Raw genomic sequence first — 23450 nt, forward strand, 5'->3', positions numbered from 1 at the left:
GGACCGGTCAGCTGAAGCCCTGAGGCAGGTAGTCGTCGATGTTCGTCTTGTCGACCACGGCCGAGAAGAGAGTGACCTGGGCCGGGATCTCCAGCCCGGACAGGCCGCTGATGCCCTTGCTCTGTCCGAGAGCGCGGGCCAGGTCGATGGCGGACGCGGCCATGATCGGCGGGTAGAGGACGGTGGCCTTGAGCACACCGTTGTCCGCCTTGATCGCGTCCATCGCGGCCTTGGCACCGGCCCCGCCGACCATCAGGAAGCCGTCCCGGCCCGCCTGGTCGATGGCGCGCAGGGCGCCCACGCCCTGGTCGTCGTCGTGGTTCCAGAGGGCGTCGAAGCTGGACTGCGCCTGGAGCAGCTGGGCCATCTTGGCCTGGCCGGACTCCACGGTGAAGTCGGCGGCCTGGCGCGCGACCTTCTTGATGTTCGGGTAGTTCTTGAGGGCGTCGTCGAAGCCCTGGGTGCGCTGCTGGGTCAGCTCCAGGCTGTCGGGCCCGGACAGCTCGATGACCTTCGCGTCGGGCTTGTCCTTGAGCTTCTCGCCGATGTAGTTGCCGGCGTTGAGGCCCATGCCGTAGTTGTCACCGCCGACCCAGCAGCGGTACGCCTGCGGGGAGGCGAAGATCCGGTCCAGGTTGATGACCGGGATCCCGGCGCGCATGGCCTTCAGCCCGACCTGGGTGAGCGCCTTGCCGTCGGCCGGCAGGATCACCAGGACGTCGACCTTCTTGTTGATGAGGGTCTCGACCTGGCCGATCTGGGCGGCGGTGTCGTTGGAGCCCTCGGTGATGTCGAGCGTCACATCGGAGTACGTCTCCGCCCGCGACTTGGCGTTCTCGTTGATGGCGTTGAGCCAGCCGTGGTCGGCCTGGGGGCCGGCGAAGCCGATGGTGACGGGCTTGCCCGGCTTGTCGTCGGAGGCGGGCTGGTCGTTGGCCGCGGTCTCCTTCGTCGCCGGCTCGTTGCTGGTACAGGCGGTGAGGAAAGCACCCGCGCCGATGGCGGCGGTGCCGAAGAGCATTCCTCTGCGGCTGGTTTCTGGCATGACGGTTCAACCCTTCAGGTAGGGCGGTTACGACAGGAAGCGGGTGCGAGACCGGAAGTCAGGACTCGCCATTGCGCACGGTGCGGCGCTGGACCAGTACGGCGGCGACGATGATCGCGCCCTTGGCGATCTGCTGGACGTCGCTCTGCAGGTTGTTGAGGGCGAAGATGTTGGTGATCGTGGTGAAGACCAGAACACCGAGTACGGAGCCGACGATCGTGCCGCGGCCGCCGCTGAGCAGAGTGCCGCCGATGATCGCTGCGGCGATGGCGTCCAGCTCGTACAGATTCCCGTTGGTGTTCTGTCCCGAGCCGGCCAGGACGATCAGCAGGAACGCCGCGATACCGCAGCAGAGGCCGGAGAGCAGATACAGATAGAGCCGCTGCCTGCGTACGTCGATACCGGCGAGCCGCGCGGCTTCCGCGTTGCCGCCGACGGCGACGGTGCGCCGGCCGAAGGTCGTCCGGTTGAGGATCAGCCAGCCGACGACCGTGACGGCCGCGAAGACCAGCACGAGCGGCGGGATGCCCAGGATGTACGAGTCACGGACCCCGAGATCGAGGACCGAGTCCACGGTGACGATCTGGGTCTTGCCGTCGGTGATCTGGAGGGCCAGACCGCGGGCGGAGGCGAGCATCGCGAGGGTGGCGATGAACGGCACCATCCCGCCGTAGGCGATCAGCACGCCGTTGACCAGTCCGCAGGCCAGACCCACGATCACCGCGGTGAACAGGATGCCGGCGAACCCGTATTCCTGGGTGGCCAGAGTGGTCGCCCAGACCGACGCCAGCGCCACGATCGCACCGACCGACAGATCGATCCCGCCGCTGGTGATCACGAACGTCATACCGACCGTGACCACACCGATGACGGACGCCTGGGTGAGGACCAGTTGGAGGTTGTTGGTGTCCAGGAACTGATCGGGCTTGGTGATACCGCCGACGATGATCAGTGCGGCGAGCACCCCGAGCAGGGAGAGGTTACGGACATCGAGACGCAGCCCGAGGGCGCGCCAACCACCCTTCTCCTCCGTGGACTTGTCGGACACGCGGGACATGGCGGGCGGCGTGGGCGGCTCGGGCGTGGCCGCCGCGTCGGGCCCGCCCTGCCGCGCCTCGGAGGCAGGCTGTTTCATGATGTCGGGCTCCCTTCCATCACAAGGTCGAGTACACGGTGCTCGTCGAGCTCCTGGGCGGGCGCCCGGTGGACGACCTGGCCCTCCCGGAGCACCAGCACCCGGTCGGCGAGGCCCAGGACTTCGGGGACCTCGCTGGAGACGAGCAGTACGGCGAGGCCCTCGTCGGCCAGCCGGCGGATCACGGCGTACAGCTCGGCGCGGGCGCCGACGTCGACTCCGCGCGTCGGCTCGTCGAGCAGCAGCACCCGGCAGCCGCGCAGCAGCCAGCGGGCGAGGACCGCCTTCTGCTGGTTGCCGCCGGAGAGGGTACGGATGCGGGCGTCCGGGTTGTCGGGGCGCAGGGAGAGTTCCCTGGTGGCCTCCCTGGCCGCGGTCCGCTCCGCCACGCGGTCGAGCCAGCCGGCCCGGGAGAAGCGGGACAGCGATGACACCGACACATTGCGGGTGACGGATTCGAGCATCAGCAGGGCCTGGGCCTTGCGCTCCTCGGGGGCGAGGCCGATTCCCGCGCGGACGGCGGCGCCTACGCTGCCGGGCCGCAGCGGGGTGCCGTCCACGAGCACCCGGCCCGCGGTGGCCTTGCGCGCCCCGTAGATCGTCTCCAGGATCTCGGAGCGGCCCGAGCCGACGAGCCCCGCGAGTCCGACGATCTCACCGGGCCGCAGTTCGAGGTCGACCGGGGCGAACTCCCCTTCCCTGGCCAGCCCTTCGACCTTCAGTACGGGCTCGGCGCGCGACGCTCCGGCCGTGACCGAGGGCCGCTCGGGGAAGACGTACTCGACGTTCCTGCCGGTCATCAGCGCGACGACCTCGCTGGTCGGGGTCTCCTTCGCGGGCAGGGCGACGGCCACGGTCCGGCCGTCCTTGATGACGGTGACACGGTCGCCGATGCGCCGGATCTCCTCCAGCCGGTGGGAGATGTAGATGACGGCCACACCGTCGGCGGTGAGGGTGGAGACGATCCGGAAGAGGTTGTCGACCTCGTCGGGGTCGAGGGCCGCGGACGGCTCGTCCATCACGATGAGCCGTACGTCGTGCGAGAGGGCGCGGGCCATCGACACGATCTGCTGCTGGGCGGCGGAGAGCGAGCCGACGGGCCGGTGCGCCTGGATCTCGGGGTGGCCGAGCCGCTTGAGCAGCGCGGTCGCGCGGGTCCTCGCCTCCCCGCCCCTGACCACGAAGCCGGCGGTGGTGGGCTCGTGACCGAGGAAGATGTTCTCGGCGACCGTCAGCCCCTCGACCAGGTCGAGTTCCTGGTAAATGGTCGCGATGCCGAGCCGCATGGCGGCGATGGGCGATTTCAGTGTGACGGCCTCGCCGCGCCAGGTGATCACACCGCCGTCGGGCTGATGGGCCCCGGCGAGCACCTTGATGAGGGTGGACTTGCCGGCGCCGTTCTGGCCGAGCAGGCAGTGGACCTCGCCCGCCTCGACCTCCAGGTCCACACCGTCGAGGGCGCGGACACCGGGGAACAGCTTGGTGATGCCGGACATGGTGAGCAGAAGGTTTTCCGGTGGTGCGGGTGTTGGTGCCATGGCGTATCCCCTCGGCGGATGCGGCCGTAGAGCGGGCAGGGCAGAAAATGGGCAAAAGGAGTAAGGCGGAACGGAGTTGGGCACGGCTGAACCAGGTGCGGCGGAGCGGTGTTGGTACGTGTTACGGATACGGCTCGTGCGGCTGACGCGGCTCGTACAGGTACTGCGGCTCGCGTCCGCCGCGGTGGTGACGGGTGGTGCGGCTCGTGCGTACTGCTGGCGTTACAGGTGCTGTTACGGGTGGTGCGGCTCGTACGTACTGCTGGCGTTACAGGTGCTGTTACGGGTGGTGCGGCTCGTACGTGGTGCTGTTGTCGCGGATGGAGCGGTGGTGTCGCGTTGGTGTCCGGTGGTGCGCCGCCGGCCCCGGAGGGGCGTCAGGCCGGCGAGAACAAGTGGTCGCTGATGAGCCGGGCCGCGCCGGTGACTCCGGCGGTCGGGCCCAACTCCCCCAGGACTATGGGGAGATTGCCGGTGGCCAGCGGCAGGGACTGCCGGTAGACCTGGGTACGTACGCTGGCCAGCAGCGTGTGACCGAGACCGGTCACCCCGCCGCCGATCACCACGAGGCCCGGGTTGAAGAAGCTGACGAGCCCGGCGATGACCTGGCCGACGCGGTTGCCGCCGGTCCGGATGAGATCGAGCGCGGCGGGGTCACCGGCGGCGGCGGCCGCGGCGACATCCACGGCGGAGAGCCGGTCCGCGGCCTCCAGCCGGGCGGCCAGCTCGGGCGAGCGGCCGGAGCGCGCGGCTTCCTCCGCGTCCCGGGCGAGGGCGGCGCCGCTGAAGTAGGCCTCCAGACAACCCTTGTTGCCACAGGCACAGGCGCGGCCGTCCGACTCGACCTGGATATGTCCGATGTCGCCGGCGCTGCCGGTCGTACCGCGGTAGACCTCGCCGCCGACGACGATCCCGCAGCCGATACCGGTACCGATCTTGACGCAGAGGAAGTCACCGACCGAGCGTGCGACGCCCGCGTGCTGCTCCCCCATCGCCATCAGGTTCACATCGTTGTCGACCATGACCGGGCAGCCGAGCTCCTGGCTGAGCGCCTCCCGTACGGGGAAGCCGTCCCAGCCCGGCATGATCGGCGGCGCGACCGGGACACCCTCGGGGAAGCGGACGGGTCCCGGCACACCGATCCCGGCGCCGTCGAACTCGTCGGCGAGTCCGGAGACCTTGAGCTTGGCCGCCATGACGAGCACCTGCTCGAAGACGGCGACGGGGCCCTCACGGACGTCCATGGGGTGGTTGAGATGTCCCAGCACCTCCAGCTCCGCGTTGGTCACGGCGACATCGATGGAGGTGGCGCCGATGTCGACGCCCAGGAAGCGCAGGGCGGGTGCCAGCCGGATGTTGTGGGAGCGCCGGCCGCCGCGCGAGGCGGCGAGTCCGTCGGCGACCACCAGGCCGGTCTCCAGCAGCCGGTCCACCTCGACAGCGAGCTTGGAGCGCGAGAGATCGACCTGGTCACCCAATTGCGCACGGGAGTTGGGGCCACCGTCGCGCAACAGCCTGAGCAGTCGCGCCTGATGCGCGTTCGCGGGTCGTGCGGTCATACGTCTCACGCGCCCCTCCCCGCCTTCTCGGCCTTTGCGTCGGGCTTTCGAGGGAACGTAGCAGCGCTTGCCCGCAGGGGGAAGAAGTTGAGCGGGAATCAGTCCCAACTTTCTCCACACCGAGGACAAAGCCGCTTCGAGGCGTCGCTTTCGTGGCCCTTCACACCTACTTTTCGTGTTGGCGGGAAATGGCGGGGCTTGGGATAATTAGGACTCTTGCCTGTGGTGGTACGTGTTGCGCGTGTGCTCCGTGTGAGCCTTCATGACTTCCGTCGCGCGCCGCTCGTCGCGCGTGGAAATCGCGGCGATGAGCTCCCGGTGCTCGATCCAGGACTGCTTGCCGCGCTGCCGGGCGACCGGCGTGTAGTACCAGCGCACCCGGCGGTCCACCTGCGCGGCCAGCTCGGCCAGCACGACATTGCCCGCCAGCTCCATGACCTTGGCGTGGAAGGCGGCGTTGGTGGCGACGGTCAGATCCCTGTCGTCATCGGCCACGGACTGCTCGCCCTTGGCGCACAGCGCCTCCAGCTCGGCGATCCCCGCCGCGCCGGAGTTGGCCGCGGCCAGCCGGGCGGCCTCGGCCTCCAGGAGCGTACGGACCGACAGGAGCTGGTCCGCCTCGTCCTCGGTCGGCTCATGGACGAAGGCGCCCTGCGCCGGGCGCAGATCGACCCAGCCCTCGGTGTTGAGGCGTTGGAGAGCCTCGCGCACCGGCTGCCTGGACACCCCCAGGTGACGCGCGAGTTCGCTCTCGACGAGGTGCTGGCCGGGCTGGAGTGCCCGCGTCGTGATGAGTTCGAGCAGGGCCTCGTACACACGTTCTCGTAGTGGTCCCGGTCGTTCGAGTTTAGGCACGGCACCTTGCGCCAACTTCGCGGACAACATCGCGTCCCCCTCCTGGCCGGCAGTGTCATTGACTGTAGCGATGGACCGATGTCACCAGGGGTGATGAGCATCAAGACATTGGCTATCGTCTACAGTCTACCGAGAACACCGGGAATCAGGGGCAGCGGATCACTTGACCCGCGTAGGAGAGGTTCCCCCCGAAGCCGAAGAGCAGTGCCGGCGCACCCGACGAGACCTCTCCGCGGTCCACGAGTTTGGACAGCGCCATCGGGATCGACGCCGCGGACGTATTGCCGGAATCCACCACATCACGGGCGATAACCGCGTTGACCGCACCGATCTTCTGGGCGACGGGCTCGATGATTCGCAGATTGGCCTGATGCAGTACGACCGCGGCCAGTTCCTCGGGGGTGACACCCGCCCGTTCGCAGACCCGGCGGGCGATCGGCGGCAACTGCGTGGTCGCCCAGCGGTACACGGACTGCCCCTCCTGGGCGAAGACCGGCGGGCTGCCCTCGATCCGAACCGCGTGACCCATCTCCGGCACCGAGCCCCAGAGCACCGGGCCGATCCCCGGCTCCTCGTCTCCGTCGGCCGCCACCACGACCGCCGCGCCCGCGCCGTCACCGACCAATACGCAGGTCGAGCGATCGGTCCAGTCGGTGATCGCGGTCATCTTGTCCGCCCCGATCACCAGCACGCGGGAGGCGGAGCCCGCCCGCACGGCGTGGTCAGCGGTGGCGAGCGCGTGGGTGAAGCCCGCGCACACGACATTGAGGTCCATGACGGCGGGCGAACCCATGGCGAGCCGGGCGGCGACCCGGGCCGCGGTGTTCGGGGAGCGGTCGATGGCCGTGGAGGTGGCGACCAGCACCAGATCGATGTCCGCCGGGGTGAGCCCGGCCGAGGCCAGGGCCTTGGCGCCGGCGTGCGCGGCCAGTTCGTCCACCGGCTCATCGGGCCCCGCCATATGGCGGGTTTTGATCCCCACCCGGCTGCTGATCCATGCGTCGGTGGTGTCGACCATGCCCGCCAAGTCGTGATTGGTGAGCACCTTGGCGGGCTGATAGTGCCCGAGCGCGGCGATACGAGTGCCGGTCATGCCCGGGACCCCCTCTGGTTCGACGTCAGGAGTGCTCCAGTCTCGTCAGCGACTCACCGGTAGGGGTGCAGGTAAACCAACAGGATTCAGCCGCGCCGCTTGGAGACTCCATCTCATCCGGTGAAAAGCTGGGCCGCCTTCAGTACCAGCTCGTACACACCGTACGCGAGGGGGATCCCGACCCAAAGCCAGGCGAAGACGATCAGACCGGTACGCCGGGGCTCAGGCCGCGTGGTGCTGTTCGCTGGTGACGTGCTCATCTGCGGCCTCCTTGGGGGCGGGGACGTGGTGGCGCGGGTGGACGGGCCTGACCAGTTCATTGGCGACGAAGCCGATGACCAGCAGCCCGATCATGATGGTGAACGACAGACCATAGAGTCCGGATCCGCTCCGGCCCGCCGCTTCCTGGCTGTCCGCGACCCGGTTGACGATCAGCGGGCCGAGCACACCGGCGACGGACCAGGCGGTGAGCAGCCGTCCGTGGATGGCGCCCACCTGATAGGTGCCGAAGAGATCCTTGAGATAGGCGGGGATCGTGGCGAAACCGCCCCCGTAGAAGGAGAGGATCACCAGCGCGCAGAGGACGAACAGCGGCTTGGAGGAGTCGCCGAACAGTGAGATCAGCAGATACATCACCGCACCGACGCCGAGATAGACGCGGTACATGTTCTTCCGGCCTATCAGGTCCGAGGTGGTGGACCAGCCGATCCGGCCCGCCATATTGGCCGCCGAGAGCAGCGCCACGAAGCCGGCGGCGGCCGAGACACTGACGGGCGCGTCGGTCTTCGCGAAGAAGTCGCTGATCATCGGGGCGGCCTTCTCCAGGATGCCGATGCCCGCGGTCACGTTCATGCACAGGACGACCCACAGACACCAGAACTGCGGGGTGCGCACGGCGGACTTGGCGGACACCTGCGCGGTGGAGATCAGCGAGGCCGCCGCCGGCTTCGCGGCGCCGGAGGCCGGCCGCGTCCCGTTGTCCCCACCCTGCCGGTAGCCGGGCGGGGCTACGCGGATGAGCAGGACGCCCAGGGCCATGAACACCGCGTACACCAGCCCGTGCACCAGGAAGGCGAGGGCGATCCCCTTGCTCCCCGCGCCGAACGAGTCCAGCATCTGCGCGGACCACGGCGAGGCGATGAGCGCACCGCCGCCGAAGCCCATGATGGCGATGCCGGTGGCCATGCCGGGCCGGTCGGGGAACCACTTCATCAGGGTGGAGACGGGCGAGATATAGCCGATGCCCAGGCCTATGCCGCCGACGAAGCCATAGCCGAAGACGATCAGCCAGTACTGCTCGGTGGCCGCGCCGAGCGCGGCGAGCAGGAAGCCCGACGAGAAGCAGCAGAGAGCGACTGTCATCGCCCAGCGCGGACCCTTGCGTTCGACGAGTGTGCCGCCGAAGGCCGCGGACAGGCCGAGCATCACGATGCCCAGCTGGAAGGGGAGTGCGCTGGCGGTGCCGGAGAGACCGAGCGCCGATTCGAGCGGTGGCTTGAACACGCTCCAGGCATAGGCCTGGCCGATCGAGAGGTGCACCGACAGCGCGGCGGGGGGCACCAGCCAGCGGCTCCAGCCGGCGGGCGCGAGTGGTGGCGTCATGCTCGCGACTTTAGAAACCCATAGGCCCGATTGGGAAGATCCACAGAGGAGTTTGCCGACTGCATACCTTTCCGGAGCCTTGTCGACCAGAACTCCATACTGTAGACAATATATCGTCAACGTGACGTGTGATCAACAGCACAGAAAGTAGCAAGAGGAGTGTGACCCTTCCCTCGGTCTCCCTCAAACCGAACGGAGAGCCCCACAGTGAAAGTCGCAGTTGTCGGCGCCGGAGCGATCGGCGCCTATGTCGGAGCCGCTCTCGACCGAGCGGGTGCCGACGTCCACCTCATCGCCCGTGGACCGCATTTGTCGGCCATGCGGCAGCACGGAGTCCGGGTGCTCAGCCCACGCGGCGATTTCACCGCGCGGGTGCACGCCACCGACCGGCCGGAGGACATCGGTCCGGTCGACTATGTGTTCCTCGGACTGAAGGCCAATTCCTACGCGGCGTGCGGGCCGCTGGTAACGCCTCTGCTGAAGGACAGCACGGCGGTCATCGCCGCGCAGAACGGCATTCCCTGGTGGTACTTCCACGGCCACGGCGGCCCGCATGACGGCCGGCGGGTCGAGAGTGTCGATCCGGAGGGCTCGGTCAGCGCCGTACTCCCACCCGAACGTGCGATCGGGTGTGTGGTGTACGCGGCGACGGAGCTGGAAGGTCCGGGCATCGTCCGGCATCTCGAAGGCACCCGGTTCTCGATCGGTGAACCCGACCGTTCGGTGTCCGCGAGGTGTCTGGAATTCAGCGATGCCATGCGTACCGGAGGTCTCAAGTGTCCTGTTGAGGCCGAGTTGCGCGAGGACATCTGGATCAAGCTCCTCGGCAATATCTCGTTCAACCCGATCAGCGCCCTCACCCGCGCCACCATGCGGGAGATGTGTCTGCACCGCTCCACCCGCGAGGTCATCGAACTGATGATGTCGGAGGCCCTACGGGTCGCCGAGGCGCTGGGCTGCCGCCCCGACATATCCGTCGAACGGCGGCTGGCGGGCGCGGAGCGGGTCGGTGACCACCGGACTTCCACTCTCCAGGACCTGGAGAAGGGCAAGCCCCTGGAGCTGGATGTCCTGCTCGCCGCTGTCGTGGAACTCGCCGCGATCACGGATGTTCAGGTGCCGACGCTCCGCACGGTGGACGCGATCTCCGATCTGCTGGCCCGCGGTGTGACCGCGGCCGCCTGACCGTCCGTCACCGATCCCTCTGGAGAGGCGGGTACGCGTCAAATCCCTGCACCGGGGTTCCCTCGCGTACCCGCCTCCTGGATACTGTATGCAATGGGGCGCGGCCATCACTCCCAAAGGAGAGCGCAGCGTGAAGAAGCGAGACCGAACGCCGAAAACATACGCCCGTATCACCCACCCACTGGTGCGGGACGAGAAGGGCGGCCCCCTCCGCAGGGCGACCTGGGACGAGGCGCTGGACCGCGCGGCCGAGGGCCTGGGCGCCGCACGCGGCGCGTTCGGGATGTTCTCCTGCGCCCGCGCCACCAATGAGATGAACTATGTGGCCCAGAAGTTCGCCCGTGTGGTGATGGGCACCAACAACGTGGACTCCTGCAACAGGACCTGTCATGCGCCGAGTGTGGCCGGTCTCTCCGCCGTCTTCGGATCCGGCGGTGGCACCTCCTCGTACGGGGAGGTCGACCACACGGATCTGATCGTGATGTGGGGCTCCAACGCCCGCTTCGCCCACCCGATCTTCTTCCAGCATGTGCTGCGGGGTATCAGGAACGGCGCGCGTATGTACGCCGTCGACCCCCGCCGTACCTCCACCGCCGAATGGGCCGAGAGCTGGCTCGGACTGAACGTCGGTACGGACATCCCGCTGGCCCACGCGGTCGGCCGCGAGATCATCCACGCGGGGCTGCACAACCGCTCGTTCATCGAGCGTGCCACCACCGGGTTCGAGGAGTACGCCGCCGAGGTCGAGCCGTGGACGCTCGCGGTGGCCGAGCAGGTGACCGGCGTACCGGCCGAGGCGATCCGCGAGCTCGCACACGCCTACGCCCGCGCCGAGCGGGCCCAGTTGTGCTGGACGCTGGGCATCACCGAGCACCACAACGGCACCGACAACGTACGCGCGCTGATCAATCTCTCCCTCCTCACCGGGCATGTCGGGCGGTACGGCTCGGGCGTGCAGCCGCTGCGCGGCCAGAACAACGTGCAGGGCGGCGGCGACATGGGCGCCATCCCCAACCGGCTGCCCGGCTTCCAGGACATCCTGGAGGCCGGTGTCCGGCGGAAGTTCGAGACCGCGTGGGACACCGTCATCCAGCCGCACTACGGACTGAACCTGACGGACATGTTCGAGGCGATGGAGACCGGCGAGCTCAAGGCCGTCTACTGCATCGGTGAGAACCCCGCCCAGTCCGAGGCCGACAGCGAGCAGGCCGTGGAGCGGATGAAGCGGCTCGACTGTCTCGTGGTGCAGGACATCTTCCTCACCAAGACCGCCGAACTCGCCGATGTGGTGCTGCCCGCCACCGCCGCCTGGGCGGAGACGGACGGCACCACCACCAACAGCGAGCGCCGGGTGCAGCGGGTGCGCAAGGCCGTCGAGCCGCCGGGCGAGGCGCGCGAGGACATCGACATCATCTGCGATCTGGCGGGCCGGCTCGGGCACGCCTGGAAGTACGCGGACGCGGAATCGGTGTGGAACGAGCTGCGGTCGGTATCCCCCGACCACTACGGCATGACCTATGAGCGGCTGGCGGAGCATCAGGGCATCCAGTGGCCCTGCCCGGACACGGAGAAGCTCGAACCGACCTATCTGCACGGCAGGTTGTGGGAGGCGGACCCGGCCAGGCGCGGCCGGCTCGCGCCCTTCGGCATCGTCAAGCACGACCCCCCGGTCGATCTGACGGATGATCAGTATCCGATCAGGCTCACCACCGGCCGCCGGCTCGACTCGTACAACACCGGCGTGCAGAGCGGGAGTTTCGCCTCACCGCTGCGGCGCGGCGAGTATGTCGAGCTGTGCCCGGAGGACGCCGAGCGGTACGGGGTGACGGTGGGCGAGGAGGTCCGTATCTCCTCGCGGCGCGGCACCGTACAGGCGCCGGTCTGGGTCGACCCGGGGCTCCGTCCCGGTCTGGCCTTCATGACCATGCACTTCCCGGACGAGGTGGACACCAACCAGCTGACCATCGAGGCCAATTGCCCGATCGCGGGCACCGCCGAGTTCAAGGCGTCGGCGATCCGGATCGAGAAGCTGCCCGCAGCGGCGTCAAGGAGCTGAGAATCAGTGGATCTGCACTTCGGTGACACCAAGCCGACCGACGAGGAACGGGCGGCGGTCGACGCTCTGCTCGGCCCGCCGGCCTCGGCCTGGGAAGGCGCGGACGACCGTACGGACACGGATCTGCGCTGGGCACGGGGCGGTCGCGAGGCGCGGGCGCGTCGAGACCTGCTGTTGCCGGGGCTGCACGCGGTCAACGACCGCATCGGCTGGATCAGCGAGGGCGCGCTGGACTACCTCTGCCGGCGGCTCACGGTACCGCCGGCGGAGGCCTACGGCGTCGCCACCTTCTACGCGATGTTCGCGGTCAAACCACGCCCCGCGAAAGTACTGCACGTCTGCACCGACCTGGCCTGCGCCGCCCAGGGCTCCCAGGCGCTCTGCGCGAGCCTGGAAGAGCGGCTGGGAGCCGCGGGCGCGCCCGTGGCCGGCGCCGTCTGGCAGCCGAGCCCCTGTCTCGGCCTCTGCGAGCGGGCCCCGGCGGCGCTGCTCATCCAGGCGGGCGCGGCGGAGGGCGCCGAGGCGACGGAGCCGCCGTCCCGGCCGTACGCCACGGCCGTTGTCGCCCCCGCCACCGCCGAGGCGCTCGTGCTGGCCACGGCCGCGCCCGAGGCGGCGCCCGCGGAGCCCAGCGCCGCGATGGCCGTACCGCAGGCCGGGCAGCCGGGGCTGACGCTGCTCGGCCGCGTCGGGGTCGTCGATCCGTACAGCCTCGACGACTACCGGGCGCACGGCGGCTACGCGGCCCTGCGGCGGGCCTTCGACATCGGGGCCGCCGGTGTCATCAGGGAGGTCACCGACGCCGGTCTGGTCGGCCGCGGCGGCGCGGCCTTCCCCACCGGCCGCAAGTGGCAGGCCACCGCCTCGCAGCCGGCCCACCCGCACTATCTGGTCTGCAACGCCGACGAGTCGGAGCCCGGCACCTTCAAGGACCGCGTGGTCATGGAGGGCGATCCGTACTCCCTGATCGAGTCGATGACCATCGCCGGTTACGCGGTCGGCGCGCATCACGGTTATCTCTATCTGCGCGGCGAGTATCCGCGCGCCCTGCGCCTCCTCCAGAACGCGATCGACCAGGCGCGCGCCCGCGGACTGCTCGGGGACGACATCCTCGGCCAGGGGTACGCCTTCGACATCGAGATCCGGCGCGGTGCGGGCGCGTACATCTGCGGCGAGGAGACCGCGCTGTTCAACTCCATCGAGGGCTACCGGGGCGAGCCGCGCTCCAAGCCGCCCTTCCCGGTGGAACAGGGCCTGTTCGGCAAGCCGACCGCCGAGAACAACGTCGAGACACTGATCAATGTGCTGCCGATCCTGACCGGCGGCGCCCAGGCGTACGCGGCGATCGGCACCGCCCAGTCCACCGGGCCCAAGCTGTTCTGTGTCTCCGGCAATGTGTCGCGCCCCGGCATCTACGAACTGCCCTTCGGTGCCACGCTGGGCGAGCTGCTCGATCTGGCGGGCACACCGGGCGAGGTGCGCGCGATCCTGCTCGGCGGCGCCGCGGGCGGGTTCGTACGGCCCGACGAGCGCGACATCCCCCTCACCTTCGAGGGGACCAGAGCGGCCGGTACCACCCTCGGATCCGGCGTGGTGCTGGTGATGGACGACACCGTGCAACTGCCGCGGATGCTGCTCCGTATCGCGGAGTTCTTCCGCGACGAGTCCTGCGGGCAGTGCGTGCCCTGCCGGGTCGGCACGGTACGGCAGGAGGAAGCCCTGCACCGGATCCTGGACCGCACGGGCGCCGAGGCCGCCGGGGACATCGCGCTGCTGCGCGAGGTCGGCCGCGCCATGAAGGACGCGTCGATCTGCGGTCTCGGGCAGACCGCGTGGAGCGCCGTCGAGTCCGCCATCGACCGTCTGGACGTCTTCGAGTCAAGGGGTGCCAAGTGACCGCGATACCGCTTCAGCCACCGCGCCGGCTGATCGAGTTCACACTGGACGGCCAGGAGACCCGGGTGCCGGAGGGGTCGACACTCCTGGACGCCTGCCGGGCCGCCGGCAAGGACATCCCGACGCTCTGCGAGGGCGACACACTCACCCCGAAGAACGCCTGCCGGGTGTGTGTCGTCGAGGTCGAGGGCGCCCGTACGCTGGCGCCCGCCTGCTCGCGCCGCGCGGAGGCGGGCATGGACGTCCGTACGGACACCGAACGCGCCCGGCACAGCCGGAAGATCGTCCTCGAACTCCTCGCCTCGTCGACCGATCTCTCGACCACCCCGAGGGCCGCCGAGTGGATCAAGGAGTACGACGCGAAGCCCGCGCGCTTCGGCCCCGACGCGGCCCGGCTGAACGAGGAACCGAAGATCGACAACGATCTGTACGTCCGCGACTATGACAAGTGCATCCAGTGCTACAAGTGTGTCGACGCATGCGGTGAGCAGTGGCAGAATTCATTCGCGATCTCCGTTGCGGGCCGCGGCTTCGACGCACGTATCTCCACCGAGCACGACACACCGCTCACCGATTCGGCCTGTGTCTACTGCGGTAACTGCATCGAGGTCTGCCCGACCGGAGCACTCAGCTTCAAGTCGGAATTCGACATGCGGGAGGCCGGTACCTGGAACGAACCGGCCCAGACGGAGACGACCACGATCTGCGCCTACTGTGGCGTTGGCTGCAATCTGACACTGCACGTGCAGGACAATGAGATCGTGAAGGTGACGTCGCCGCACGACAACCCGGTGACACACGGAAACCTCTGCATCAAGGGCCGTTTCGGCTACCAGCACGTACAGCAGCACTGACGAGTAGGACTGGATCACATGGGACGGGTCACCGAGCGCCGCCGCACCATCCGTATCCGGGACGGAGCCATCTCGACCCGCCCCGACACCCTGGTGGCGGAAGAGCCACTGGAAATCCGGCTGAACGGCAAGCCCCTCGCCATCACCATGCGCACGCCGGGCGACGACTTCGCGCTCGCGGCGGGCTTCCTGGTCAGCGAAGGGGTGCTCGCGGCGGGGTCCGACGTCCAGTCCATCGTGTACTGCGCCGGAGCGAAGGACGACGGCTCGAACACGTACAACGTGGTCGACGTACGGCTGGCGCCGGGGGTGCCCGTGCCGGACATCACGCTGGAGCGCAATGTCTACACGACCTCGTCGTGCGGACTGTGCGGCAAGGCCAGTCTGGACGCCGTTCGGACCACGGCCCGGTTCCCGATCAGTGACACTCCCCCGGTCCGCGTCGAACCCGCGCTGCTCTCCGGCCTGCCCGACCGGCTGCGAGCGGCACAGCAGGTCTTCGACCGGACCGGGGGACTCCACGCGGCCGCGCTGTTCTCCGAGGACGGCGAGATGCTCGACATCCGGGAGGACGTCGGCCGCCACAACGCGGTCGACAAGCTCGTCGGCCGGGCGCTGCGGCAGGACCTGCTGCCGCTCTCCCGGGCGATCCTGCTCGTCTCGGGCCGTGCTTCCTTCGAACTCGCACAGAAGGCCGTGATGGCGGGCATTCCTGTGCTGGCGGCGGTGTCGGCGCCTTCGTCGCTCGCCGTCGATCTCGCCGCGGAGTCCGGGCTGACGCTCGTGGGATTCCTCCGCGGCACCTCCATGAACGTGTACGCGGGGGACGGGAGGATCGCCCTTCATACCGGGGTCTGACCACCCCCGCTGCACGGAACAGGGCTCGGCCGGCGGGGAGCGCCCCCTGCGTCGGCCGGGCCCTTTCTTCTCTCTACTTTTGGGGCTCGGTTCGCCTCCGGGGCGTGGAGACGGGCGTACGGATCGAGTCGGGTTGTGCCGGGGCTGATCACCGCCATCGCGGGGCTTGTAGGGGTGCTGCCTGCCATCCTCTACGCGCTGTACTACGTGTTCACCGTCACCGTGTGAGTCCGCGGCCTGGCCGCGGGCTGCTCCGATGGCCCCGGGCCGCCCGGCTGCTCCGGCGGCCGGGCGGCCTCCGCGCGGCGCTTCGCGATCACCGCGCACACCATCAACTGCATCTGGTGGAACAGCATCAGCGGCAGTACGGCCAGGCTGGCCTGCGCGCCGAACAGCACGCTCGCCATGGGCAGCCCCGCCGCCAGGCTCTTCTTCGATCCGGCGAACTGGATCGCGATCCGGTCCGCACGGCCGAAGCCCAGGCGCTTGCCGCCGTACCAGCTCAGCGAGAGCATCGCGGCGAGCAGCACCGCCTCGACTCCCAGCAGCACCACCAGCCTGGCGGGGGTCACCTGGTGCCAGACGCCCGCGCCCATGCCCTGGCTGAAGGCGGTGTAGACGACCAGCAGCACCGAGCCGCGGTCGACCAGGCCGAGCAGCGTGCGGTGCCGGGTGAGGAAGCCGACGACCCAGCGGCGCAGCAACTGGCCCGCGAGGAAGGGCAGCAGCAGTTGCGCGACGATCTTGAACAGCGAGTCGGCGGAGAAGCCGGCCGCCCCGCCGCCGATCAGCAGCGCCGCGAGCAGGGGGGTGATCACGATGCCGACGAGGCTGGAGAACGATCCGGCGCAGATCGCGGCGGCCACATTGCCACGGGCCATGGAGGTGAAGGCGATGGACGACTGGACCGTGGAGGGCACCAGACAGAGGAAGAGCAGTCCGCTGTAGAGCTCGGGGGTCAGAACGAACGGTACGAGCCCCCGCGCGGCCAGCCCCAGCAGCGGGAAGAGCAGGAACGTACAGGCGAGGACGGTGAGATGGAGCCGCCAGTGCCTCAGCCCGTCGACCATCTCGCGAGTGGAGAGCCGCGCCCCGTAGAGGAAGAACAGCAGCGCCACCGCGCCCGTCGAGGCCCCGCCCGCGACATCGGCGGCCGTGCCGGAGGCCGGCAGCAGCGCGGCGAGGGCGACGGTTCCGATGAGCGCCAGGATGTAGGGGTCGACAGGCAGCCAGGACGGGATCCGGATGCGCGGGGAAAGGCGGCGGTTCATGTGCTCCACTACTGGCTGTCGGTGCAGTACGTGCCTCCCCATGTTCCCCTGGTTCTCCATGATCGGGAATCCCGCATACCACTCTGACTGTCATCGTGCTCCGTGATAACGCTCTAACCTGGCCGTATGTACGACCCACGACAGCTGCGCACCTTCCTGGCCGTGGCCCAGACCCTGAGTTTCACGCGGGCCGCGCACCGGCTCGGACTGCGCCAGTCCACGGTGAGCCAGCACATCCGCCGTCTTGAGGAGGCGACGGGGCGGGTCCTGTTCACCCGGGACACCCACAGCGTGGAGCTGACCGAGGACGGCGAGGCCATGCTCGGCTTCGCCCGGACGATCCTGGCGGCCCACGACCGGGCGGCGGCCTACTTCACCGGCACCCGGCTGCGCGGCCGGCTCAGATTCGGCGCCTCGGAGGACTTCGTCCTCACCCGGCTCCCGGAGATCCTGGAGACCTTCCGGCTCGACCATCCCGAGGTCGACCTGGAGCTGACCGTGGAGCTCTCCGGCATCCTGCACGAACAGCTGGCGGACGGCCGGCTCGATCTGGTGCTGGCCAAACGCCGCACGGGCGACCGGCACGGCGAGCTGGTCTGGCAGTCCACCCTGGCCTGGATCGGGGCGCCGCGGCTGCGCCTCGACCCGGAACGTCCCGTCCCGCTGATCGCCTTTCCGCCGCCCGCCCTCACCCGTGCCCGCGCGCTGGAAGTGCTGGAGGCGCACGACCGGCGCTGGCGCATCGCGTGTACGAGCGGCAGCCTGAGCGGACTGATCGCGGCGGCCCGCGCGGGGCTCGGCGTCATGGCGCATACAAGGGGGCTGATACCCCAGGGCCTGGTGCCGGTCCCGGCGAAGGCGGGGCTGCCCGAGCTGGGCGGGGTGGACTTCGTCCTGCTGCACGGCCGGCGCCGTGGCCGCTCGGAGACCCAAGAGGCGGCGGACGCGCTGGCGGCGGCGATCCTGGCGGGCGGCGACCGGCTGCACCGTCCGGCGGCGGACGGCTGAGAACGTACAGCTGAGCACGTACAGCTGAGAGCGGACAGCCGGGCGTACAACCGGCGGCGGATGGCTGACAGTCGCTGACCCGCGGCGGAGAGCGCACGGACAGGGCCACAGGTACAGACCAATGACCCCGGCCCGGTAGAGCGCGCGTGACCGCGGCGTACGGATTCGGTGGAGATTCCCCCGCCGGCCACTTACTCCAGGGTCAGATGTCTGTCACGGACCTGCGGAAGCGGGCGCGAATCGGGCGCTGACCTGTGGTGATACGGCTTCGTTCCGGTTCCGTGGACGCTCTCGCCCCGTCACGCCCGTTGGGGTACCGTCACCCGCGCTGTGCGGAGCGCCACAAGGAGCAGGTCATTGCGCGAGTTCACCGTCCCCCCTCTGCCGGCCGCCCCCCACGTCGGTGGGCTCGCGGACGCCGTGTTCGATCATGCCGTCGATGATCCGCAACGGGTCGCGCTCGGCCGTAAGGACGAGCAGGGCCAGTGGTGGGACATGACCTCGGCCGCGTTCCGCGACGAGGTGCTGGGGCTGGCCAAGGGCCTGCTGGCGCACGGCGTACGGTTCGGCGACCGGGTCGCGATCATGTCCCGTACCCGCTACGAGTGGACGCTGTTCGACTTCGCGCTCTGGGCGGTCGGCGCGCAGTCGGTGCCGGTCTATCCCACCTCCTCGGCCGAGCAGGTCTACTGGATGCTGTACGACGCCGAGGTCTCGGCCTGCATGGTCGAGCACGAGGACCACGCCATGACCATCGGTTCGGTCATCGACCGGCTGCCCAGGCTCAAACGGCTCTGGCAGCTGGACGCCGACGCGGTGAACGAACTGTTCGCGGCGGGCGCCGACATCGACGACGAGATGGTGCACCGGCACCGCAAGGCGGTGACACCGGACTCCGTGGCCACCGTCATCTACACCTCGGGCACCACCGGACGCCCCAAGGGGTGTGTGATCACCCACGCCTGCTTCATGTTCGAGGCGGACACGGTCCTCGACCGCTGGGAGCCCGTCTTCCACACCAAGGCCGGTGACGAGGCGTCGACCCTGCTCTTCCTGCCGCTCGCCCATGTCTTCGGGCGGATGATCGAGATCGCTGCGATCCGCGGCCGGGTGAAGCTGGGCCATCAGCCCGCCCTCCAGGCGAGCGCGCTGCTGCCGGATCTGGTGGCGTTCCGGCCGTCCTTCATCCTGGCCGTGCCGTACATCTTCGAGAAGGTCTACCACGCGGCGCGCCGCGTGGCGGAGAGGGACGGCAGGGCCGGGCCCTTCGACAAGGCCGTGGAGGTGGCGGTGCGTTACGCGGAGGCGCTGGAGCACCGGGCCTTCGGCCTCGGTCCCGGCCCCTCGGCGACGCTGCGGGTGCAGCACCAGTTCTTCGAGAAGGCCGTCTACAGCAAGGTCCGTGACGCGATGGGCGGCCGGGTACGGCACGCTATGTCGGGCGGTTCGGCGATGGACCGGCGGCTTGGGCTGTTCTTCGCGGGCGCGGGTGTCACCGTCTACGAGGGGTACGGGCTCACCGAGTCCTGCGCGGCGGCCACCGCCAACCCGCCGGAACGCACCCGCTACGGCACGGTCGGCCAGCCGATCCCCGGCACCTCGGTGCATATCGCGGCGGACGGCGAGGTGTGGCTGAGCGGCGGCCAGATCTTCTCGGGCTATCTCAACGACCCCAAGGCCACCGACGCCGCACTGCACGACGGGTGGCTGGCCACCGGCGATCTCGGGTCGCTCGACGAGGACGGCTATCTGACCATCACCGGCCGGAAGAAGGAGATCCTGGTCACCTCCGGCGGCAAGAGCGTCTCGCCCGGCGTCCTGGAGGACCGGGTACGGGCGCATCCGCTGGTGTCCCAGTGCATCGTGGTCGGCAATGACCGGCCCTACATCGCGGCGCTGGTGACCGTGGACCGGGAGGCCGTCGACCACTGGCTGGATATCCAGGGCAGGCCACCGCTCAAACCCACCGATCTGGTGCGGGACAAGGATCTGGAGATGGAGATCCGGCGCGCGGTGGTGGCCGCGAACACGGCGGTGTCGCAGGCCGAGTCGATCCGTACGTTCCGGATCCTCGCGCATCCGTTCAGCGAGGAACTGGGACTGCTGACACCGTCGCTGAAGCTCAAGCGCAAGGCGATCGAGGCCGCCTACGCGGTCGAAGTGGACGCGCTCTACCGTTGAGGTGCCCACCGACGTCCACGCCCACGGGAATCCGCCCGCCGCCGTGATCGTTGTGGTCCGGAGAAGCAACCGACGACGTTAGGATCGACCGCTCGTGAGCAAGGTCCCCACCCTCACTCTCAACAACGGCATCGAGATGCCCCAGCTCGGTCTCGGCGTCTGGCAGGTCCCGGACGACGATGCGGCGCGGGTCGTCGGCACCGCTCTGGAGGCCGGCTACCGCAGCATCGACACCGCCGCCGCCTACGGCAACGAAGAGGGCACGGGCAACGCCATCAAAGCCTCCGGCATCGCCCGTGAGGAACTCTTCGTCACCACCAAGCTGCGGAACGACGACCACGGGTACGACTCGACGCTGCGCGCCTTCGACGCCTCGCTGAAGAGGCTCGGCCTGGAGTACCTCGACCTGTATCTGATCCACTGGCCGAGGCCGGCCGTCGACGCCTATGTCGACACGTACAAGGCGTTCGAGAAGATCCTGAGCGATGGCCGCGCCAAGGCCATCGGTGTCTCGAACTTCCTCCCCGAGCACCTGGAGCGGCTGCTCGGCGAGACCTCCGTGGTCCCCGCCGTCAACCAGATCGAGCTGCACCCGCAGCTCCAGCAGACCGAGTCCCGGGCCTGGCACGCGAAGCACTCCGTCGCCACCGAGGCGTGGTCGCCGCTCGGCCAGGGCAAGGGGCTGCTCGACGTCCCGACAGTGGTCGCCATCGCGCACAAGCACGGCAGGACCCCGGCGCAGGTGGTCCTGCGCTGGCACCTCCAGCTGGGGAACGTGGTGATCCCCAAGTCCGTGACCCCGTCCCGGATCCAGGAGAACATCGACGTCTTCGGCTTCGAGCTGGACGCCGACGATCTGGCGGCGTTCGCCGCGCTGGACGAGGGCAAGCGCCTCGGTTCCCACCCGGCGGAGGTCAACGGCTGACCCCGGACACCGTGGCGCCGCCGGCCGGTTCCGGCAGGCCGCGCCACGGTCCCCGGGGCGTGGGCTACGACCCGACGGGCAGCGCGCCCGACCGGTACTCCTGGGGGCTGACGCCGCGTACCCGTTTGAAGGCCGCGCTCAGCGCGAACGAACCGCTGTAGCCGACCTTCCTGGCCACCGACTCGACCGTCGCGTCCGTGCCGCGCAGCAGATCCCCGGCGAGCGCGAGCCGCCAGCCGGTGAGATAGGCCATCGGGGGCTCCCCGACCAGTTCCGTGAAGCGGCGGGCGAGCCCGGCCCGTGAGACACCGCACGCGATGGCGAGCGAGGCGACCGTCCAGGGACGGGCCGGCTCGTTCTGGAGCAGCCGCAGGGCGTTGCCGACCGCCGGATCGGCCATGGCGCGGTACCACCCGGGTGCCTCCGCGCCGGGCCGGGAGAACCACGCCCTGAGCACGGCGATCAGCATCAGATCGAGCACCCGGTCGAGCACCACGCTCTGGCCCGGCTCGTCCCGGGAGATCTCGTCGTCGAGCACGGGCATCAGCGGGTGGCTCCAGACATCGGCCGGCAGCTGGAGCAGCGGCGGCAGCGCGTCCAGCAGCCGTCTGCTCACCTCGCCGTCCATCTGGTACGTACCGATGAGGACGGTCGTCCCGCCGTCGGGGGCGTTGCCCCAGGTCCGTACGCCCAGACGCATGGACTGGGCGAGCGGCTCGCCCGCCAGGGTGTGGCAGACACCGCCGGGGCCGATCAGCGCGCGCGGTGCGGTGCCGGGGCTGTCTGCGGTGGTGTACGGCTCGGGGCCGCGGGCGATCGCGACATCCCCGGGGCGCAGCAGCACCGGATCGCCGCCCCCGTCGGGGACGATCCAGACCTCACCACGGGTGACGCACATCAGACAGAGCGGGGCCCGGTCCTCGATACGGACGGACCACGGCGGCTCCATCACCATGCGCAGCAGAAAGGCCCCGCGCGCCCGCGGTCCATCGAGGAGTCCCGCCAGTACGTCCACGGTCACCAGCGTAAATGGACCGGCCGAGGGGCCGGCCGCGGGACCTGCGGCTGTCAGGCGGCGCCGTGCGCGGGGGCGAACGCCTCGACGCGCCGCGCCAGTTCGATGTCGCGCGCGGTGAGGGCGCCGCCCGCGTCATGCGTACTGACCGCCAGGGAAACGGTGTTGTAGCCCAGGGTCAGAGCGGAGTGGTGGTTCAACTCCTCCTGGGTCTGGGCGATATGGACGACCATCGCGGTCGCCGCGAAGTGCGTGCCCAGCCGGAAGGTACGGGCCAGCCGGCCGTTCTCCACGGACCAGCCGGGAAGCTCCCGCAGCCCGTCCTCGATCTCGTTCTGCGACAGCGGCTCGGTGGCCATGGCCGGGGCTCCTTACGGGAACGGGCAGCGACGCGGCCGACGATACGTCGTCCCCGCGCGCCGCCGGGCCCGCCGTGCCGCGCGCACCCCGTACGCCGCCTGCCCGGACCGGTGCATTACGGTCCTCGTATGGCGGCTTCCGGTACGGCTCGGATCGCGGCGCCCGGCGTCACGGCGGCTCGTGCCGCCGAGCCGGCCGTCGGTCCCCTGCTGCGCGACTGGCGCAAGCGGCGTCGGGTCAGCCAGCTGGAGCTGGCGATCCGGGCGGATTCGTCCGCCCGGCACATCAGCTTCATCGAGACGGGCCGGGCGCGCCCCAGCGAGGAGATGGTGCTGCGGCTCGCCGAGCGGCTCGACGTACCGGTACGGGAGCGCAACACCCTGCTGCTGGCGGCGGGTTACGCGCCCCGGTTCACCGAGACGGCGCTGGACGACCCGGCCATGGACGCCGTGCGCGAGGGTCTGGACCAGCTGCTCCGGGGGTACGAGCCGTATCCGGCGGTCGTGGTGGACGGGGCGTATACCGTGGTGGCCGCCAACCGGGGCGTCGCCATGCTGATGGAGGGGCTGCCCGCGAAGCTGCTCGCGCCGCCGCTCAACGCGATGCGGCTCACCCTCCACCCGGAAGGACTCGCTCCACGCATCCGCAATCTGCGGGAGTGGCGCGGACATCTGCTCGACCAGATGGAGCGGCAGCTCGCGCTGGACCGCTCCCCGGCGCTGCGCGCGGTGTACGACGAGGTCGCGGCGTATCCGCTGCCGGAGTCCGCGGCGGAAGAGGACGGTTCACCGGCCGTGGACGCGAGTGCGCTCCGGTCCGGCGCGGGGCCGAGCTTCGCGCTGCCGATGATCATCGAGCGGGACGGGCGGGAGCTCTCCTTCCTGTCGTCCATCTCCACCTTCAACACCCCGATGGACGTGACCGTCGCCGAACTGGCCATCGAGACGTTCGTCCCGGCGGATCCGGCCACGGTCGCCTATCTGACCTCGCGCGGCGCGTAACGCACCGCGTCGG

Annotated in this window: 20 protein-coding genes; 9 read left to right on the plus strand and 11 right to left on the minus strand. The window is 69.6% G+C overall.

Features of this window, described 5'->3' with window-relative positions:
- Positions 1-7 precede the first annotated feature (7 nt).
- The 8 genes from ACIRQP_RS22730 to ACIRQP_RS22765 form a co-directional block, all read right to left on the minus strand.
- Positions 8-1045, minus strand: a complete 1038-nt coding sequence (locus tag ACIRQP_RS22730; protein WP_403892894.1) for a substrate-binding domain-containing protein — start codon at positions 1043-1045, stop codon at positions 8-10.
- Positions 1046-1103: 58 nt separating this feature from the next.
- Positions 1104-2180, minus strand: coding sequence for an ABC transporter permease (locus tag ACIRQP_RS22735; RefSeq protein ID WP_403892896.1), 1077 nt, complete (start codon positions 2178-2180; stop codon positions 1104-1106).
- On the minus strand, positions 2177-3676 hold the full coding sequence (locus ACIRQP_RS22740) for a sugar ABC transporter ATP-binding protein (RefSeq protein ID WP_403893066.1): 1500 nt from the start codon (positions 3674-3676) through the stop codon (positions 2177-2179). The genes ACIRQP_RS22735 and ACIRQP_RS22740 overlap by 4 nt, the downstream gene beginning before the upstream one ends.
- Positions 3677-4095: 419 nt before the next feature.
- Positions 4096-5277 carry an ROK family protein gene (locus ACIRQP_RS22745; protein ID WP_403892898.1) on the minus strand — a complete coding sequence of 394 codons (1182 nt, stop codon included), beginning with the start codon at positions 5275-5277 and terminating at the stop codon, positions 4096-4098.
- Positions 5278-5484: 207 nt separating this feature from the next.
- A complete protein-coding gene (locus ACIRQP_RS22750) occupies positions 5485-6162 on the minus strand; it encodes a GntR family transcriptional regulator (RefSeq protein WP_030350461.1) in 678 nt (225 codons plus the stop codon).
- Between the two features lie 115 nt (positions 6163-6277).
- Positions 6278-7225: a beta-ketoacyl-ACP synthase III gene (locus tag ACIRQP_RS22755; protein WP_403892900.1), complete on the minus strand. Its 948-nt coding sequence runs from the start codon at positions 7223-7225 to the stop codon at positions 6278-6280.
- A 113-nt stretch (positions 7226-7338) separates the two neighbouring features.
- Positions 7339-7485: a hypothetical protein gene (locus ACIRQP_RS22760; RefSeq protein ID WP_403892902.1), complete on the minus strand. Its 147-nt coding sequence runs from the start codon at positions 7483-7485 to the stop codon at positions 7339-7341.
- On the minus strand, positions 7448-8827 hold the full coding sequence (locus ACIRQP_RS22765) for an OFA family MFS transporter (protein ID WP_403892904.1): 1380 nt from the start codon (positions 8825-8827) through the stop codon (positions 7448-7450). Before ACIRQP_RS22765 ends, ACIRQP_RS22760 begins: the two co-directional genes overlap by 38 nt.
- Before the next feature lie 207 nt (positions 8828-9034).
- Here ACIRQP_RS22765 and ACIRQP_RS22770 point away from each other — a divergent pair, with 207 nt between their 5' ends.
- The 5 genes from ACIRQP_RS22770 to fdhD all read left to right on the plus strand — a co-directional run bounded on the left by ACIRQP_RS22770 (position 9035) and on the right by fdhD (position 15676).
- Positions 9035-10012, plus strand: coding sequence for a 2-dehydropantoate 2-reductase (locus ACIRQP_RS22770; protein WP_403892906.1), 978 nt, complete (start codon positions 9035-9037; stop codon positions 10010-10012).
- A gap of 130 nt (positions 10013-10142) precedes the next feature.
- Positions 10143-12068: a molybdopterin oxidoreductase family protein gene (locus ACIRQP_RS22775; RefSeq protein WP_403892908.1), complete on the plus strand. Its 1926-nt coding sequence runs from the start codon at positions 10143-10145 to the stop codon at positions 12066-12068.
- A 6-nt stretch (positions 12069-12074) separates the two neighbouring features.
- Positions 12075-13964 (plus strand): NAD(P)H-dependent oxidoreductase subunit E, encoded by a 1890-nt coding sequence (locus tag ACIRQP_RS22780; protein ID WP_403892910.1) that lies wholly within the window; start codon positions 12075-12077, stop codon positions 13962-13964.
- Positions 13961-14818, plus strand: a complete 858-nt coding sequence (locus tag ACIRQP_RS22785; RefSeq protein WP_403892912.1) for a 2Fe-2S iron-sulfur cluster-binding protein — start codon at positions 13961-13963, stop codon at positions 14816-14818. Before ACIRQP_RS22780 ends, ACIRQP_RS22785 begins: the two co-directional genes overlap by 4 nt.
- Before the next feature lie 18 nt (positions 14819-14836).
- Complete coding sequence (gene fdhD, locus ACIRQP_RS22790) at positions 14837-15676, plus strand: formate dehydrogenase accessory sulfurtransferase FdhD (protein ID WP_403892914.1); 840 nt, start codon at positions 14837-14839, stop codon at positions 15674-15676.
- Positions 15677-15879: 203 nt separating this feature from the next.
- On the opposite strand, the gene ACIRQP_RS22795 is transcribed toward fdhD, so the two are convergent.
- Entirely contained in the window at positions 15880-16947 is a 1068-nt protein-coding gene (locus ACIRQP_RS22795; RefSeq protein ID WP_403892916.1) for a bile acid:sodium symporter family protein, read from the minus strand.
- A 126-nt stretch (positions 16948-17073) separates the two neighbouring features.
- Between ACIRQP_RS22795 and ACIRQP_RS22800 the strand changes: the two genes are divergently transcribed.
- From ACIRQP_RS22800 to ACIRQP_RS22810, 3 genes are all read left to right on the plus strand, one after another.
- A complete protein-coding gene (locus tag ACIRQP_RS22800) occupies positions 17074-17955 on the plus strand; it encodes a LysR substrate-binding domain-containing protein (protein ID WP_403892918.1) in 882 nt (293 codons plus the stop codon).
- A 381-nt stretch (positions 17956-18336) separates the two neighbouring features.
- Entirely contained in the window at positions 18337-20136 is a 1800-nt protein-coding gene (locus tag ACIRQP_RS22805; RefSeq protein WP_403893067.1) for an AMP-dependent synthetase/ligase, read from the plus strand.
- A 94-nt stretch (positions 20137-20230) separates the two neighbouring features.
- On the plus strand, positions 20231-21061 hold the full coding sequence (locus tag ACIRQP_RS22810; RefSeq protein ID WP_403892920.1) for an aldo/keto reductase: 831 nt from the start codon (positions 20231-20233) through the stop codon (positions 21059-21061).
- A 64-nt stretch (positions 21062-21125) separates the two neighbouring features.
- Here ACIRQP_RS22810 and ACIRQP_RS22815 read toward each other — a convergent pair whose 3' ends face one another.
- The gene (locus ACIRQP_RS22815; RefSeq protein WP_403892922.1) at positions 21126-22076 is read right to left on the minus strand and encodes a cupin domain-containing protein; all 951 of its coding nucleotides are present in this window, start codon (positions 22074-22076) and stop codon (positions 21126-21128) included.
- A 53-nt stretch (positions 22077-22129) separates the two neighbouring features.
- Positions 22130-22435, minus strand: a complete 306-nt coding sequence (locus ACIRQP_RS22820; RefSeq protein WP_403892924.1) for a 4a-hydroxytetrahydrobiopterin dehydratase — start codon at positions 22433-22435, stop codon at positions 22130-22132.
- Positions 22436-22564: 129 nt separating this feature from the next.
- Here ACIRQP_RS22820 and ACIRQP_RS22825 point away from each other — a divergent pair, with 129 nt between their 5' ends.
- Positions 22565-23437: a helix-turn-helix domain-containing protein gene (locus ACIRQP_RS22825; protein ID WP_403892926.1), complete on the plus strand. Its 873-nt coding sequence runs from the start codon at positions 22565-22567 to the stop codon at positions 23435-23437.
- Positions 23438-23450: the final 13 nt, after the last annotated feature.

It is taken from the genome of Streptomyces sp. NPDC102274, from assembly GCF_044766385.1.
In the GTDB taxonomy this organism is placed as follows: domain Bacteria; phylum Actinomycetota; class Actinomycetes; order Streptomycetales; family Streptomycetaceae; genus Streptomyces.

What these genes read in the sequence shown, in the direction of transcription:
- ACIRQP_RS22765 (WP_403892904.1), bottom strand. Translation starts at nt 8,827, where the DNA reads ATGACGCCACCACTCGCGCCCGCCGGCTGGAGCCGCTGGCTGGTGCCC.
- ACIRQP_RS22745 (WP_403892898.1), bottom strand. Translation starts at nt 5,277, where the DNA reads ATGACCGCACGACCCGCGAACGCGCATCAGGCGCGACTGCTCAGGCTG.
- ACIRQP_RS22820 (WP_403892924.1), bottom strand. Translation starts at nt 22,435, where the DNA reads ATGGCCACCGAGCCGCTGTCGCAGAACGAGATCGAGGACGGGCTGCGG.
- ACIRQP_RS22730 (WP_403892894.1), bottom strand. Translation starts at nt 1,045, where the DNA reads ATGCCAGAAACCAGCCGCAGAGGAATGCTCTTCGGCACCGCCGCCATC.
- ACIRQP_RS22760 (WP_403892902.1), bottom strand. Translation starts at nt 7,485, where the DNA reads ATGAGCACGTCACCAGCGAACAGCACCACGCGGCCTGAGCCCCGGCGT.
- ACIRQP_RS22755 (WP_403892900.1), bottom strand. Translation starts at nt 7,225, where the DNA reads ATGACCGGCACTCGTATCGCCGCGCTCGGGCACTATCAGCCCGCCAAG.
- ACIRQP_RS22800 (WP_403892918.1), top strand. Translation starts at nt 17,074, where the DNA reads ATGTACGACCCACGACAGCTGCGCACCTTCCTGGCCGTGGCCCAGACC.
- ACIRQP_RS22735 (WP_403892896.1), bottom strand. Translation starts at nt 2,180, where the DNA reads ATGAAACAGCCTGCCTCCGAGGCGCGGCAGGGCGGGCCCGACGCGGCG.
- ACIRQP_RS22750 (WP_030350461.1), bottom strand. Translation starts at nt 6,162, where the DNA reads ATGTTGTCCGCGAAGTTGGCGCAAGGTGCCGTGCCTAAACTCGAACGA.
- ACIRQP_RS22825 (WP_403892926.1), top strand. Translation starts at nt 22,565, where the DNA reads ATGGCGGCTTCCGGTACGGCTCGGATCGCGGCGCCCGGCGTCACGGCG.
- ACIRQP_RS22795 (WP_403892916.1), bottom strand. Translation starts at nt 16,947, where the DNA reads ATGAACCGCCGCCTTTCCCCGCGCATCCGGATCCCGTCCTGGCTGCCT.
- ACIRQP_RS22740 (WP_403893066.1), bottom strand. Translation starts at nt 3,676, where the DNA reads ATGTCCGGCATCACCAAGCTGTTCCCCGGTGTCCGCGCCCTCGACGGT.
- fdhD (WP_403892914.1), top strand. Translation starts at nt 14,837, where the DNA reads ATGGGACGGGTCACCGAGCGCCGCCGCACCATCCGTATCCGGGACGGA.